This window comes from Rhizobium laguerreae, from assembly GCF_002008165.1.
In the GTDB taxonomy this organism is placed as follows: Bacteria; Pseudomonadota; Alphaproteobacteria; order Rhizobiales; family Rhizobiaceae; genus Rhizobium; species Rhizobium laguerreae.
This window is the reverse complement of sequence record NZ_MRDM01000011.1, coordinates 1-15,585: the sequence shown is the minus strand read 5'-3', so window position 1 is coordinate 15,585 and position 15,585 is coordinate 1. Positions and strand designations below refer to the sequence as shown.

Here is a 15,585-nt window from a genome sequence, read left to right as displayed (position 1 = left end):
CCTTTCCGAAAATCGATTCCGATTTTCGGGGTTATGCGCTAATCTCTGCGGCATGAGACTGATCAACGTCGAAAATCCGTCAGAGTTCTTGCGGGCGCATCTCTTGCGACCGTTTTCGGCGCTTGCCGATTTCTTTTATCCGCCCGCCTGCTCCGTCTGCGGCATTTCGACCGGCGGCCATCGCGGGCTCTGCGCGAAATGCTGGTCCGGCATCCGCTTCATCGAACGACCCTATTGCGAGGTGCTCGGCATTCCCTTCTCGCACGATCTCGGTGCCGGCATCCTCAGCGCCGAGGCGATCGCCAACCCGCCGCCCTTCGACCGGCTGCGGTCGGCGGCGACCCACGACCACGCGGTCCGCGATCTCGTCCATGGGCTCAAATATCGCGATCGCACCGATCTGGCGCCGATGATGGCAGCCTGGATGCTGCGCGCTTCCGACGGGACGGTCGAAAGCTGCGATGCACTGATGCCGGTGCCGCTGCACCGTAGCCGTATGCTGACGCGCAAGTTCAACCAGGCAGCCGAGCTTGCCCGCCACATGGCAAAGCTCTCGGGCAAGCCGCTGCTTGCCGCCACGCTTATGCGCGTCAAGCGCACCAGCCTGCAGGTCGGCCTTGGCGCCAAGGCGCGCGAAGACAATGTCAGGGGCGCCTTTGCGATCGCCAAGGGCTGCGAAAACGACATTTTCGGCAAGCGCATCGTCCTTATCGACGACGTCTATACAACAGGGGCAACGGTCGCTGCGGCAAGCCGGACGCTGCGCAAGGCGGGTGCGGCTGACATAACGGTTTTGACCTTTGCAAGGGCTCTCTCCGAGCCTATATGACAGAAATACCCGGCATCGGTCTGGAGAGACTATGGTACCCGTCACAATCTATACACGGCAGTTCTGCGGCTATTGCAGCCGCGCCAAGTCCCTTCTCGAAGAAAAGGGTGTCGAATATGTCGAGCACGACGCGACCTTTTCGCCGGATCTTCGCCGGGAGATGATCGGCAAGTCGAACGGGCGTACCACTTTTCCTCAGATCTTCATCGGCGCCGATCATGTCGGCGGTTGCGACGATCTCTTTGCGCTCGATCGGGCCGGCAAGCTCGATCCGATGCTGGCAGCCTGAGGAAGAACCGATGAGCTTCAAGGCCGCCGCCGTCCAGATGTGCTCCGGGGTCGACCCGGTGAAGAATGCCGCCGCCATGGCACGGCTGGTGCGCGAGGCCGCTGGCCAGGGCGCGACCTATGTGCAGACGCCCGAGATGACCGGCATGCTGCAGCGCGACCGTACAGCGGCACGCGCCGTGCTTGCCGATGAGGCGCATGACATCATCGTCAAGACCGGCTCAGAGCTCGCTGGGGAACTCGGCATCCACATGCATGTCGGTTCGACGGCGATCGCCCTTGCCGACGGCAAGATCGCCAATCGGGGTTTCCTGTTCGGCCCCGACGGCAAGATCCTCAATCGTTACGACAAGATCCATATGTTCGACGTCGACCTCGACAATGGCGAGAGCTGGCGTGAAAGTGCCGCCTATACGGCCGGCTCGGAGGCCCGCGTCCTGTCGCTGCCCTTTGCCGAAATTGGCTTCGCGATCTGCTACGACGTACGTTTTCCCGCCCTCTTCCGCGCCCAGGCGGTTGCCGGCGCCGAGGTGATGACAGTTCCTGCCGCCTTCACCAAGCAGACCGGCGAAGCGCATTGGGAGATCCTGCTCAGGGCACGCGCGATCGAGAACGGGGTCTTCGTTATCGCTGCCGCGCAGGCGGGCTCGCATGAGGATGGGCGCGAGACTTTCGGCCATTCGATGATCGTCGATCCCTGGGGCACGGTGCTGGCGTCGGCCGGCGCCACCGGTGAGGCGGTCATCGTCGCCGAGATCGATCCGAGCGCGGTCAAGGCTGCGCATGACAAGATCCCGAACCTGAGGAATGGGCGGGAATTCTCGGTCGAAAGGATTGCGGACGCAATCGCCGGAGGCGTCGCCGCTTGATCCGCTATTCCCTCACCTGTGACAATGCCCATGAATTCGAAGGCTGGTTTTCGGAAAGCGCCGATTTCGATCGTCAGGTCGAAACCGGTTTTCTGACCTGCCCGGTCTGTCATTCCGCCGCCATTTCCAAGCTGTTGATGGCGCCGTCGGTATCGACCGCGCGTGGGAAAGACACGATGCAGACGCTGGCAATGGATGCCATGCGCCGCGAGGCCTTGCAAAAACTCAAGGAGGCCGTTGCTGCGGTCAAGGCCAATTCCGAGGACGTCGGCACGCAATTTCCCGAGGAAGCCCGCAAGATCCATTACGGCGAGGCCGAGGCCCGCGGCATCATCGGCCAGGCGACGGTCGACGAGGCGCAGGCGCTCTTGGAAGAAGGCATCGAGATCGCGGCCATTCCCGTTTTGCCGGAGGACGTGAACTGACCATGCAGTCCGAGTGGCCGTCTACAATTTCGGCCTGCATGTCGCACTGCTGCCTGCATGTCGTACTGCTGAAAGTGTAGCCGGCTTGTTGACGGTGGGAACTATGCCGGCCGCTTTGCTAGCAGCATATAATTGACGTCCATATCCTTAGACAGGTTCCACTGGTTCGACAGCGGATTGAAGAAGACGCCGGTGCGGTCGGTGATCTCAAGGCCGCTTGCCACCAGCGGCTTTTCCAGTTCTTCCGGGCGTACCAGCTTTTCATACTGATGCGTGCCGCGCGGCAGCCAGCGCAGAATGTTCTCGGCGGCGAAAATGGCAAGCGCTGCCGCCTTTATCGTGCGGTTGATGGTGGCAACGAAGATCAGGCCGCCGGGGCGGACCATTTTCGAGCAGGTGGTCATGAAGAACTCGACGTCGGCGACGTGTTCGACAACTTCCATGTTCAAGACGATATCGAAGGTCTCGCCAGCCTCCGCGAGCTCCTCGGCGGTGACGGCGCGATAGTCGACCGAGACGCCGGAGGCCTTCGCATGAGTGGAGGCGATGCCGATATTCTTCTCGGACGGATCGGCGCCGACGACGGAAGCGCCCATGCGGGCGACAGGTTCGGACAACAGGCCGCCGCCGCAGCCGATATCGAGCACGCGCAGCCCCTCCAGCGGGCGCACGCTTTTCGGATCACGGCTGAAATTCTCGCAGGCCTTGTCACGGATATAGGCGAGCCGAACGGGATTGAACTTGTGCAGCGGTTTGAACTTGCCGGTCGGGCTCCACCACTCCGCCGCCATCGCCGAGAAGCGGTCCACTTCGCCCTGGTCGATCGTGCTTCTGGCGCCTTCCGTCATCGTCCACTCCTTCATTCGTGACATGTGAAGTCGGACGATCGGGGGCATAAGTCAAGGGGCGCAGATCAGGGGATTGGTGAGCGCGGAACCGCTCGCCAATAGCTTTTATCGCGCGTGCTTGCCTCCCCCCGCCAAACTCGCTAAGAGACGCCGCAACTTGGGGTCTTTGGGGCCTGGGCTTTTAGAGCGGTTCCGGAAGTTGGGAATCCGGCTCTCTGGCCCAAGCGGTCTGCCCCAGAGCTTTCGTGATGCCGGGTCCGGTTTTCCGCTTTCCCGGCGCCAGTCGTGGTAGAGGCATATGGCACGCATCGTAATGAAATTCGGCGGCACGTCCGTCGCTGACCTGGACCGCATCAAGAACGTTGCCCGCCACGTAAAACGCGAAGTCGATGCCGGGCACGAGGTGGCGGTGGTCGTCTCGGCCATGTCCGGCAAGACCAATGAACTGGTCGGCTGGGTCCAGGGCACGCCGAAGGTGATCGGCGCCAATTCTCCGTTTTACGATGCGCGGGAATATGACGCGGTGGTCGCATCCGGCGAGCAGGTGACCTCCGGTCTGCTGGCGATCGCATTGCAGGCGATGGATATCAATGCGCGGTCCTGGCAGGGATGGCAGATCCCGATCCGCACCGACAATGCGCATGGCGCGGCACGGATCATGGAGATCGACGGCTCCGACATCGTTAAGCGGATGGGCGAGGGACAGGTCGCCGTCATCTCCGGCTTCCAGGGGTTGGGACCCGACAACCGGATCGCGACGCTCGGACGCGGCGGATCGGACACTTCGGCCGTCGCAATCGCGGCAGCTGTCAAGGCAGACCGCTGCGATATCTATACTGATGTCGACGGCGTCTACACGACCGACCCGCGCATCGTACCGAAGGCGCGCAGGCTGAAGAAGATCGCCTTTGAGGAAATGCTGGAAATGGCCTCGCTCGGCGCCAAGGTACTACAGGTGCGCTCGGTCGAGCTTGCCATGGTGCATAAGGTGCGCACCTTCGTGCGCTCATCATTCGAAGATCCCGATGCTCCGGGCATGGGCGATCTGCTGAACCCGCCCGGAACGCTGATTTGTGACGAGGATGAAATCGTGGAACAGGAAGTAGTCACCGGCATCGCCTATGCCAAGGATGAGGCTCAGATCTCGCTTCGCCGTCTTGCCGATCGGCCGGGCGTTTCCGCGGCAATCTTCGGGCCGCTCGCCGAATCCCATATCAATGTCGACATGATCGTCCAGAATATTTCCGAGGACGGGTCGAAGACCGACATGACCTTCACCGTACCGTCAGGCGACGTCGAGAAGGCGATCAAGGTGCTCGGCGACCATAAGGAGAAGATCGGCTACGATGTCGTGCAGAACGAATCGGGGCTGGTGAAAGTATCGGTCATCGGTATCGGCATGCGCAGCCATGCGGGCGTTGCCGCTACCGCATTTCGTGCACTTGCCGAAAAAGGCATCAACATCAAGGCGATCACCACCTCCGAGATCAAGATTTCCATCCTGATCGACGGTCCCTATGCAGAACTCGCTGTCAGGACTTTGCATTCCTGCTACGGTCTGGATAAGAATTGATTCCCAGCGGGCGGCCTGCCCCTTCAGGTTGAGGAGATGAGGCCGGCCCGCCGGGGACTAAGTGCGTTGTTTCGGGAGCTTGAGACGCCATGAGAGACCTTTCCGGCGGTCCGCGCGTGCTGCTCAGGCGGCTGCGCGAGTTGATGGCGGAGCCGCTGGAGCCGCAGGAGCGTCTTGACCGGATCGTTCGCCAGATCGCCGGCAACATGGTGGCGGAGGTTTGCTCCGTCTATGTGCTGCGCGCCGACGGCGTACTCGAACTCTATGCGACCGAAGGCCTCAACCGCGAAGCCGTGCACCTGGCGCAATTGAAGATGGGGCAAGGCCTGGTCGGCACCATCGCGGCCTCGGCCCAGCCGCTCAACCTTTCCGACGCGCAGTCGCACCCTGCCTTCCGCTACCTGCCGGAGACGGGCGAAGAAATCTACCATTCCTTCCTCGGCGTGCCGATCCTCAGGACCGGGCGCTCGCTTGGCGTTCTCGTCGTGCAGAATAAGGCAAGCCGCAACTATCGCGAGGAAGAGGTGGAAGCGCTCGAGACGACAGCGATGGTGCTTGCAGAGATGATCGCCACCGGCGAGCTCAAGAAGATCACCAAGCCCGGCCTCGAACTCGACCTGACGCGTTCGGTCACTGTCGACGGCGATACTTATAATGACGGCATCGGCCTCGGTTACGTCGTACTGCACGAGCCTCGCATCGTCGTCACCAACCTGTTGAACGAGGATGCCGAGAAGGAAATCCGGCGGCTGGCCGAAGCCATGGGCTCGCTCAGGATTTCGATCGACGACATGCTGTCGCGTCGCGACGTGTCGATGGAGGGTGAACACCGCGAGGTGCTCGAGACCTATCGCATGTTCGCGCATGACCAGGGCTGGGTGCGCAAGCTCGAGGAGGCGATCCGCAACGGCCTGACGGCGGAAGCGGCGGTCGAGAAGGTGCAGAGCGACACCAAGGCGCGGATGATGCGGTTGACCGACCCTTATCTGCGCGAACGCATGCATGACTTCGAGGATCTGGCGAACCGGCTGCTCAGGCAGTTGACCGGCTATACCGGCCGGACGACCGCCGAAGGTTTCCCCAGCGATGCGATCATCCTGGCGCGCGCGATGGGGGCGGCCGAACTGCTCGATTATCCGCGTTCTAATGTCCGTGGGCTGGTGCTGGAAGAAGGGGCGGTGACGAGCCACGTGGTAATCGTCGCGCGCGCCATGGGCATTCCCGTCATCGGCCAGGCGGCGGGCGTGGTGGCGCTCGCCGAGAACGGCGATGCTGTGATCATCGACGCCGACGAGGGGCATGTGCATCTGCGGCCGATGGCCGATCACCGGCGTTCCTACGAGGAAAAGGTTCGCTTCCGGGCCAGGCGGCAGGAGCAGTTCCGGGCGCTGCGCGCCGTCGAGCCGGTCACCAAGGATGGGCAGCGGATCGCGCTGATGATGAATGCCGGGCTGCTGGTCGACCTGCCGCAGCTTTCGGAATCGGGTGCCGAGGGGATCGGACTCTTCCGCACCGAGCTGCAGTTCATGATCGCCTCCACCATGCCGAAGGCGGAGGAGCAGGAGCAGTTCTATCGCAATGTGATTAAGCAGGCGGCGGGCCGCACTGTCACCTTCCGTACGCTCGATATCGGCGGCGACAAGGTCGTGCCGTATTTCCGCGGCCATGAGGAAGAAAATCCCGCCCTCGGCTGGCGCGCCATCCGGCTATCGCTCGACCGGCCGGGGCTGTTGCGCACCCAGTTGCGCGCTCTGCTGAAGGCATCGGCCGACACCGAGCTGAAGCTGATGGTGCCGATGGTGACCGAGGTTTCCGAGCTGAAGATGGTGCGCGAGCTGTTGCAGAAAGAAGTGCAGCATCTCTCGCGTTTCGGTCACGGGCTGCCGCGCAAGCTGCAATTCGGGGCGATGCTGGAGGTGCCGGCACTGCTTTGGCAGCTCGACGAGTTGATGGAGGCGGTCGATTTCGTCTCGGTCGGCTCGAACGATCTCTTCCAGTTCGCGATGGCGGTCGATCGCGGCAATGCACGGGTCTCGGACAGGTTCGATCCGCTCGGCAAACCGTTCTTGCGCATCCTGCGCGATATCGTGCGCGGGGCGGACAGGAACAAGACGCCAGTGACGCTCTGCGGCGAACTCGCCAGCAAACCGATCTCGGCGATGGCGCTGCTCGGCATTGGCTTCCGCTCGATCTCGATGTCGCCGGCCTCGATCGGACCGGTGAAGGCGATGCTGCTCGGGCTCGACGTCGGGGCACTGACGAAGGCGATGGACGAGGTGCTGGACGATCACCATGCCTTGATGCCGATGCGCGAGGTGCTTGCCCGCTTCGCCGAGAGCCACAATATTCCCCTTTAGACAGATAAAAGAAGAATCGGAGTGAAGGGTGGCGAAGCTTCCCGTTGAAAAGATGCGCGAACTGGAACGCCGTTTCGGCGAGATCGAGGCGCGCATGTCGGCTGGTCCGGCTGCCGATGTCTATGTGAAGCTCGCATCCGAATATTCCGAGCTGCAGCCTGTCGTGACGAAGATCCGCGTCTATGAGAAGGCCGTCGCCGAGCTTGCCGACTTGGAAACGCTGCTCGAGGACAGATCGGTCGACCGCGAGATGCGCGACCTCGCCGAGCTGGAGCTGCCCGAGGTGAAAGAGCAGATCGAGGCGCTGGAACAGGAGATGCAGATCCTGCTTCTGCCGAAGGACGCAGCCGACGAAAAGAGCGCGATCCTCGAAATCCGCGCCGGCACGGGCGGTTCGGAAGCCGCCCTTTTCGCCGGCGATCTGTTTCGCATGTACGAGCGCTTTGCGGCGGAAAAGGGCTGGAAGGTGGAGGTGCTCTCGGCAAGCGAGGGCGAAGCCGGCGGCTACAAGGAAATCATTGCGACGATCACCGGCAGGGGGGTCTTTGCCAAGCTGAAATTCGAATCCGGCGTGCATCGCGTGCAACGCGTGCCGGAAACCGAGGCGGGCGGGCGTATCCATACGTCGGCCGCAACGGTTGCGGTGCTGCCGGAGGCCGAGGAGATCGACATCGAGATCCGGGCTGAAGACATCCGCATCGATACGATGCGCTCTTCGGGTGCGGGCGGCCAGCACGTCAATACGACGGACTCGGCGGTGCGCATCACCCACCTGCCGAGCGGCATCGTCGTCACCAGTTCGGAAAAATCGCAACACCAAAATCGCGCCAAGGCGATGCAGGTGCTACGCTCCAGGCTCTACGATGCCGAGCGGCAGAGAGCCGATAGCGAGCGCTCTGCCGATCGCAAGAGCCAGGTCGGCTCCGGCGACCGCTCGGAACGCATCCGCACCTATAATTTCCCGCAGGGGCGGGTAACGGACCATCGCATCAATCTGACGCTTTATAAGCTCGACCGGATGATGGAAGGTGAGATCGAGGAGGTCGTCGACGCGCTGATGGCCGACTACCAGGCCAGCCAGCTGGCGCAGCTCGGCGAGCAACAATGAGCTCGACGGTCGCCGATATACTTGCCGAAGCGCGCCGCCGCTTCACCGAAGCAGGTATCGTCGACCCGGCGACCGATGCGCGGCTGCTTGTCGCGGGCCTTCTGAAACTGTCGCCGACCGAGTTGTTGACGCGATCGGCCGAGAGGCTTTCTTCCGAGCAGGCCGAAGTGATTTTCAAGGCACTGGAGCGGCGGCTCGGTCATGAGCCGGTGCATCGCATTCTCGGCGTGCGGGAATTCTACGGCCTGCCGCTTCGGCTTTCGGCGGAAACGCTGGAACCGCGGCCGGATACGGAAATCCTGGTCGATACGGTTCTGATCTATCTCCAAGACCTTGCAAAGGCGCAAAGCCGTCTCCATATCCTTGACATGGGAACCGGGACCGGGGCGATATGCCTTGCGCTTTTGAGCGAATGTCCTGATGCGTCAGGTGTCGGCAGCGACATATCGGCGGACGCACTTTTGATGGCAAGATCGAATGCAGAAAGAAACGGGTTGCAGGATCGTTTTGAGGCCGTACAGTCAAATTGGTTCGAGAACATCCAAGGATCCTTTCACGCGATTGTCTCAAATCCGCCCTATATTGCTTCCAATGTCATTCACGATCTCGCTCCCGAAGTGACTAAATTTGATCCGGCTGCGGCTCTGGATGGCGGCCCGGATGGGCTTGACGGCTACAAAGCCATAGCCAAGGATGCGGCAAGGTTCATCAGGCCCGATGGGGTCGTCGGACTGGAGATCGGCTACGATCAACGAAACGACGTGACGGCGATCTTTGAAGCGAAAGGCTTCAGGTGCCTCAAATCCGTGAAAGATTATGGTCAGAACGACAGGGTGCTCGTGTTCGCGCTCGCGTGAAAGACGATAATGCGGCATTGGACGAGACATTATTGTTATTGCGAAGAAAAGGCTTGGATTTCCCGGTGAAGCAATATAGGTTGCGGTCACGTGTTGGGCAGAGAGGAATGAACGAGATTCGTTCGGTACTTGGTTTGCCTCGGGGGGCCGCTCTTTTAAACGAGAGTTTCAACGGTTGAACACGACCCAATGCGTGAATCAGTCAAACTGACTTGAGAACCAAGCGGCAGGTCGGCGCAAAGGCGCAGTATGCTCGCGGCACAAAGGTCCTGATCCGGTTTTCCGGTCATGGCGGTTGGTGCCATGTATCCATCACAAACAGAGAATTCAGGTGAACGATCTATGAGGCCAGGACAGCAGAACAAGCGCGGTCGAGGGCGTGGTAACAATAATAACGGCGGCGGCGGCGGCGGAAATAACAATAACAACAATTTCAACCGCAAGGGCGGCAATCCGCTGACCCGGTCCTATGACAGCTCCGGCCCCGATGTGAAGATTCGCGGTACGGCGCAGCATATCGCCGAAAAATACGCGCAGCTCGCCCGCGACGCCCAAAGCTCCGGCGACCGCGTGATGGCCGAGAACTATCTCCAGCACGCCGAACATTACAATCGTATCATTGCCAGCGCCCAGGCGCAGATGCAGGAACGCTTCCAGCGCGACGACCGCGGCGAGTACAATGATCGCGACGGTGCGGACCGCGACGGCGACGACATGGACAACAATGAGAATGAGAATGACAATGACGGCGACGATGTCGTTATCGTCCAGCCACCGCAGAGCAGGTCGCACCAGCCGCAGCAGAGCAGACAGCACCAGCCGCAGGCACAGCCGAAGCCGGTAGCCGCTCAGGCGCCTGCACCGGCACAGTCCGAGGTCAACGATGGAACCGGCCCGCAGCCGGAGATCGAAGGCATTCCGGCCGAAGTCGCGATGGACGAGGAAGGTGCCGGCGGCCAGCCGCGCGAACGCCAGCCCCGCCGCCGCAGCACCGGCAGCCGTCCCCGTCGCCCGCGTCGCGGCGCTGAGGGCGAAGAAACAGCCGCTGAAGGCGAGGGTGCCTCGGCCGAGGCGCCAGTGCTGGCTGACGCCGCATCGGAATGAGGGTTTCGCTTCCCCTACGGGGAGAGCTTGACTCTCATGCCATCTGCTCGAATTAGCTTGAAAATCCCCGGCCTTGTGCCGGGGATTTCATTTTATGGGCTCTTTAAACTCACAGAACAGGCTACCATATTCTCTTCGAACTGCTTCGCCCGAATCCCTTACGGGCAAAGCGCGACCTGCCTTTTCAGGGGGTCGATCTCAATCATCGGTCTGCGCCTTATCAGGGCAGGGCGATCCATGGAGGTAGAATATGAATATCGAGAAATATTCGGAGCGGGTGCGCGGTTTCATCCAGTCCGCCCAGACCTATGCGTTGGCGCAGGGTCACCAGCAATTCACGCCGGAACATGTGCTGAAAGTCCTGCTCGACGATGATCAGGGCATGGCGGCGTCGCTGATCGAGCGCGCCGGCGGCGATGCCAAGGCCGCCCGCCTGGCCAATGACGCGGCTGTCGCCAAATTGCCGAAGATTTCCGGCGGCAACGGCAACATCTATCTGGCACAACCCCTCGCCAAGGTGCTTTCGACCGCCGAAGAAGCGGCGAAGAAGGCCGGCGACAGCTTCGTCACGGTGGAACGCCTGCTGCAGGCGCTGGCGATCGAATCCTCGGCCTCGACCTTTTCGACGCTGAAGAACGCAGGCGTGACGGCCCAGGGCCTCAACCAGGTCATCAATGACATCCGCAAGGGTCGGACGGCAGATTCCTCCAATGCCGAGCAGGGTTTCGACTCGCTGAAAAAGTTCGCACGCGATCTCACCGCCGAAGCCCGCGAGGGCAAGCTCGACCCGGTGATCGGCCGCGACGACGAAATCCGCCGCACCATCCAGGTGCTTTCGCGCCGCACCAAGAACAATCCTGTGCTGATCGGCGAACCCGGCGTCGGCAAGACGGCGATCGTCGAGGGCTTGGCGTTGCGCATCGTCAACGGTGACGTGCCGGAATCGCTCAAGGACAAGAAGCTGATGGCGCTCGACATGGGCGCGCTGATTGCCGGTGCGAAATACCGCGGCGAATTCGAGGAGCGGCTGAAGGCCGTGCTCAATGAAGTCCAGGCGGAAAACGGCGAGATCATCCTGTTCATCGACGAGATGCACACGCTGGTCGGCGCCGGCAAGGCGGATGGAGCGATGGACGCCTCGAACCTGCTGAAGCCCGCTCTTGCCCGTGGCGAGTTGCATTGCGTCGGCGCGACCACGCTTGATGAATATCGCAAACATGTCGAGAAGGACCCGGCCCTTGCCCGTCGCTTCCAGCCCGTCGTCGTCGACGAACCGACGGTCGAAGACACGATCTCTATCCTGCGCGGGCTGAAGGAAAAATACGAGCAGCATCACAAGGTGCGCATCGCCGATGCGGCGCTGGTGGCTGCGGCGACGCTTTCCAACCGCTATATCACCGACCGCTTCCTGCCCGATAAAGCGATCGACCTGATGGACGAGGCGGCGGCGCGGTTGCGCATGCAGGTTGATTCCAAGCCGGAAGAGCTCGACGAACTCGACCGCCGCATCATGCAGCTGAAGATCGAGCGCGAGGCGCTGAAAAAGGAAACGGACGTCGCGTCCGCCGACCGTCTGAAGCGGCTTGAAACCGAAGTGACCGATCTCGAGGAACAGGCCGATGCGCTGACGGCCCGCTGGCAGGCGGAAAAGCAGAAACTCGGCCTTGCCGCCGATCTCAAGAAGCAGCTCGATGATGCCCGCAACGAACTGGCGATTGCCCAGCGCAAAGGCGAATTCCAGCGTGCCGGCGAGCTGACCTACGGCGTCATTCCCGACCTTGAAAAGCAGCTCGTCGATGCCGAGAAGCAGGATGGGGACCGCAGCGCGATGGTGCAGGAGGTGGTCGCCCCGGACAATATCGCCCATGTCGTGTCCCGCTGGACCGGCATTCCGGTCGACAGGATGCTGGAGGGCGAACGCGACAAGCTGCTCCGGATGGAAGACGAACTGGCGAAATCGGTGATCGGCCAGGGCGATGCGGTTCAGGCAGTGTCGCGCGCCGTCCGCCGTGCGCGCGCCGGCCTGCAGGACCCGAACCGGCCGATCGGCTCGTTCATCTTCCTCGGCCCGACCGGCGTCGGCAAGACGGAGCTCACCAAAGCGCTCGCCCGCTTCCTCTTCGACGACGAAACGGCGATGGTGCGCATGGACATGTCGGAATATATGGAGAAGCACTCCGTTGCCCGGCTTATCGGTGCACCTCCCGGCTATGTCGGTTATGACGAAGGCGGGGCGCTGACGGAAGCCGTGCGCCGCAGGCCCTATCAGGTCGTGCTGTTCGATGAGATCGAAAAGGCGCATCCCGACGTCTTCAACATCCTGCTGCAGGTGCTGGACGACGGACGCCTCACGGACGGTCAAGGCCGGACGGTCGACTTCCGTAACACGATGATCATCATGACTTCGAACCTCGGTGCCGAATATCTGACGCAGTTGAGGGACGGCGACGACAGCGACACGGTTCGCGAGCAGGTGATGGAGGTCGTGCGCGGACATTTCCGGCCGGAATTCCTGAACCGCATCGATGAGATCATCCTCTTCCATCGCCTGAAGCGCGAAGAGATGGGCGCGATCGTCGATATCCAGCTGAAGCGGCTGGTGGCTCTGCTGTCCGAGCGCAAGATCGTCATCGATCTCGACGAGGAAGCCCGCCACTGGCTGGCGAACAAGGGTTACGATCCGGTCTACGGCGCAAGGCCGCTGAAGCGGGTGATCCAGAAGTTCGTGCAGGATCCGCTGGCCGAGCAGATCCTGTCCGGCCAGGTGCCGGATGGATCGACGGTGACGGTGACGAGCGGTTCGGACCGGCTGCAGTTCAGGACAAGGCAGACGGTGAGCGAAGCGGCGTAAATACGGTTTGCCGGATGAATGAGAATGGCGGCTTCGGCCGCCATTTTTCGTTAGGCGGGAGTAACGACCGGCGGGTCATCAGCTTGTCGGTTTAATGGAAATTACTTGCTCGCCACCTGGTCTGGCGTCTGGTTGTTCAGCAGCGTATCGATGCGCTTGCGCTCGTCTTCGAATTTCGCCAGCGCCTCGCCCTGCAGCGATTTGCCGCCCGGCAGGCGGATGCGCAGCGGATCGACCTTGGTGCCGTTGACGATCAGCTCGTAATGCAAGTGCGGGCCGGTGGATTCCCCTGTGGTGCCGACCCAGCCGATCACCTGGCCCTGGCGGATCTTGGCTCCGGGGACGACGCCCTTGGCGATGGCGCTCTGGTGATTGTAGGAGGATTCATAGCCGTTGGCATGGCGCACGATCGTCTGATTGCCATAACCGCCGGAATCCCAGCCGGCTTTTTCGACCGTGCCGTTGCCGGCGGCGATGATTGCCGTGCCGCGGGGTGCTGCCCAATCGACGCCGGTGTGCATGCGGGCGAAACCGAGGATCGGGTGGCGGCGCATGCCGAAGCCCGATTTGAAGATGCCGTTCGGAACCGGGTTTCGCAGCAGGAACTGGCGGATGCTCTTGCCGTTCTCGTCGAAATAATCGACCGTGCCGTCTTCGGGGTCCTGGAAGCGGTAAAAGCGCGTCTGCGTATCGCCGAAACGGGCGTTGACGTAGAGCAGTTCGGAATCCTCGGTCGCCTGACCGGCGCTGTCGGCGACGGAGAAGAAGGCTTCGAGACTGTCGGTCGGCCTCAGTTGCGCCTGGAAATCGACATTGCTGGCGAGCAGCTTGATGATCAGCGCCGTCATATCCTTGGTCATGCCGTAGGAAAGCGCGGCGCGATAGATGCCGTCATAGACGCGCGGCAGGTTCTGGCCGGGGGGAGGTGCGAAGGAATTGTCATCGAAGGCGGTGGCGATGGCATCCAGCATCGGCGGCTCACTGCCGGGCACGTATCTGCCCTTGTCGTCGACGGCCACGGTGACGAGATGGCGCGTGCCGCGGTAGACGCTGGCTCGGATGATCTTTGCCTGTTCGCCCTTCTGAATGATGCCGATGCGCAGCACATCGCCCTTGTCGAGATCACCAGAACCCAGTTGCTGCGCGATATAGCCGGCGATGCCGTCGGCATATTGCTGCGGATAGCCTGACTCCGTCAGCGCCTTGGCGATCGGCGTGTCGATGCGCACCGGCAGGATGTCGTCGGCGAATTCTTCGGTCTGCGGCGTGATCGATTCCGATGCGGAGACGGTCATGTTCTGTTCGAGCACGCGGGCGGACAGACCGGCGGTCAGATCGACATCGGCGTCCTCGTTGGAGAAACGACGCGGATCGACGTAATAAAGGGCTGCGAGCTGCGTGTTGCCGTCCGTCAGCACCGAGCCGTTGGAGCGCACGTTCTCTTCGACCTCCTCAAGCGACAGGCCGGATGCCATCTGCATGCTGGTCTTGCCGGTCGGGAAGGGAATGGTCTTCAGGCTGACTTCGGATTCGACGTCGGAGCCGTAAAGCGCGCCTGTGCGGCTTTGCGGCGCGGGCTGCGGCTCGTCGGCGGAAAAGATCGCCAGAGGATCGAAGTCGGGATAGTCCTCCGTCGCCACATGGTTGGCGGCCAGCGTCATCTTCACGTGCGCGAAGGGCTGGCGGCGCACGACTTCCTTTTCGCCGTCGTGGACGACGGTTGAGACTTCCATGATGGCACGGTCGGACGGTTTTGCGGCGATGGCGGGCGCGATCAGCCGGCCACCGCGGACCACTGTCGTATCCTCATGCGCGTCTGCCGCAACACTCGCATAGGCTTCGGCGGGGATCGCCAATTGCTGGCGGCCGTCAAGTGCGGCAAAAAGGGCGACACCCATCAGGACGGATGATGTAATGCCGGTGAGGAACGTGCCCGAGAGCCAGCGCAAGGAAACTTCGCGCCGGTCGGGCGCGCGTCTGCCGTCGGCCAGAAGCGGAGGCTCGTTGCCCAACGAGCGGATCATCATTTTCTCCGTCATCATGGCAGTCGGGTCCGCGTCCTTACATCAGGCGTCTGTGGGAGCATGTATCGGCCATCCTGGCTGGGGCGAAAGATGTGCATATTTTGGGCATGGAAGTCAAATCACTCAGAAAAAGGCAGTCTGCCTGCATTTGCCTGTGTGAATCATGTGTCTCTTAAGACCAGCAGATTGTGATGATGTCGGGGCGCGGCGGACAAAAGAGCGTTCTTTCCACGAAAAGTCGAAAGACGTTCATCTTTCGTGGCCGTGTATGGCCGGTCGGAATCCGGGAAATGATCGCATTTGCGCGTCGTCCGAAATTTTTTCCGTAAAAACAATATCTTGAAAGAAAAATCAATTTTTTCGAAAAGCGCTGTTGACTGTTTATGAGGGTTAGTTCTATAAGCCCACTCACTGAACGAGGGCGGCGGCGCTGCTGGCGACGAAGTCTTTCG

The 15,585-nt window shown here is 61.6% G+C and carries 13 protein-coding genes; 10 read left to right on the top strand and 3 right to left on the bottom strand.

What is annotated here, in order from left to right:
• The first annotated feature begins 52 nt into the window (after window positions 1–52).
• Genes BS630_RS12585 through BS630_RS12570 form a run of 4 tightly spaced genes read left to right on the top strand, consistent with a single transcriptional unit; the run spans window position 53 to window position 2,411 of the window.
• Window positions 53–829, top strand: coding sequence for a ComF family protein (locus tag BS630_RS12585; protein ID WP_077977740.1), 777 nt, complete (start codon window positions 53–55; stop codon window positions 827–829).
• Between the two features lie 31 nt (window positions 830–860).
• On the top strand, window positions 861–1,118 hold the full coding sequence (gene grxC, locus BS630_RS12580) for a glutaredoxin 3 (RefSeq protein WP_077977739.1): 258 nt from the start codon (window positions 861–863) through the stop codon (window positions 1,116–1,118).
• A gap of 10 nt (window positions 1,119–1,128) precedes the next feature.
• On the top strand, window positions 1,129–1,986 hold the full coding sequence (locus tag BS630_RS12575) for a carbon-nitrogen hydrolase family protein (protein WP_077977738.1): 858 nt from the start codon (window positions 1,129–1,131) through the stop codon (window positions 1,984–1,986).
• A complete protein-coding gene (locus BS630_RS12570) occupies window positions 1,983–2,411 on the top strand; it encodes a DUF1178 family protein (RefSeq protein WP_077977737.1) in 429 nt (142 codons plus the stop codon). Before BS630_RS12575 ends, BS630_RS12570 begins: the two co-directional genes overlap by 4 nt.
• A 101-nt stretch (window positions 2,412–2,512) precedes the next feature.
• On the opposite strand, the gene ubiG is transcribed toward BS630_RS12570, so the two are convergent.
• Window positions 2,513–3,259, bottom strand: a complete 747-nt coding sequence (gene ubiG / locus BS630_RS12565) for a bifunctional 2-polyprenyl-6-hydroxyphenol methylase/3-demethylubiquinol 3-O-methyltransferase UbiG (protein ID WP_077977736.1) — start codon at window positions 3,257–3,259, stop codon at window positions 2,513–2,515.
• Between the two features lie 298 nt (window positions 3,260–3,557).
• On the opposite strand from ubiG, the gene BS630_RS12560 reads away from it, so the two are divergent.
• From BS630_RS12560 to clpB, 6 genes are all read left to right on the top strand, one after another.
• Window positions 3,558–4,832 (top strand): aspartate kinase, encoded by a 1,275-nt coding sequence (locus BS630_RS12560; protein ID WP_011653679.1) that lies wholly within the window; start codon window positions 3,558–3,560, stop codon window positions 4,830–4,832.
• A gap of 89 nt (window positions 4,833–4,921) precedes the next feature.
• Window positions 4,922–7,189: a phosphoenolpyruvate--protein phosphotransferase gene (gene ptsP, locus BS630_RS12555; RefSeq protein ID WP_077977735.1), complete on the top strand. Its 2,268-nt coding sequence runs from the start codon at window positions 4,922–4,924 to the stop codon at window positions 7,187–7,189.
• A gap of 28 nt (window positions 7,190–7,217) precedes the next feature.
• The gene (gene prfA, locus BS630_RS12550; RefSeq protein WP_027666756.1) at window positions 7,218–8,297 is read left to right on the top strand and encodes a peptide chain release factor 1; all 1,080 of its coding nucleotides are present in this window, start codon (window positions 7,218–7,220) and stop codon (window positions 8,295–8,297) included.
• The gene (gene prmC, locus BS630_RS12545) at window positions 8,294–9,154 is read left to right on the top strand and encodes a peptide chain release factor N(5)-glutamine methyltransferase (protein ID WP_077977734.1); all 861 of its coding nucleotides are present in this window, start codon (window positions 8,294–8,296) and stop codon (window positions 9,152–9,154) included. The genes prfA and prmC overlap by 4 nt, the downstream gene beginning before the upstream one ends.
• 342 nt (window positions 9,155–9,496) lie before the next feature.
• The gene (locus tag BS630_RS12540) at window positions 9,497–10,258 is read left to right on the top strand and encodes a DUF4167 domain-containing protein (protein WP_077977733.1); all 762 of its coding nucleotides are present in this window, start codon (window positions 9,497–9,499) and stop codon (window positions 10,256–10,258) included.
• Window positions 10,259–10,508: 250 nt separating this feature from the next.
• Window positions 10,509–13,109 carry an ATP-dependent chaperone ClpB gene (gene clpB, locus BS630_RS12535; RefSeq protein WP_077977732.1) on the top strand — a complete coding sequence of 867 codons (2,601 nt, stop codon included), beginning with the start codon at window positions 10,509–10,511 and terminating at the stop codon, window positions 13,107–13,109.
• A gap of 101 nt (window positions 13,110–13,210) precedes the next feature.
• Here the strand turns inward: clpB and BS630_RS12530 are convergent, their stop codons facing one another.
• Window positions 13,211–15,151 (bottom strand): M23 family metallopeptidase, encoded by a 1,941-nt coding sequence (locus tag BS630_RS12530; RefSeq protein ID WP_077977731.1) that lies wholly within the window; start codon window positions 15,149–15,151, stop codon window positions 13,211–13,213.
• Window positions 15,152–15,294: 143 nt separating this feature from the next.
• Window positions 15,295–15,585: hypothetical protein (locus BS630_RS37645; protein ID WP_143529432.1), on the bottom strand; the 291-nt coding region annotated here is incomplete at its 5' end.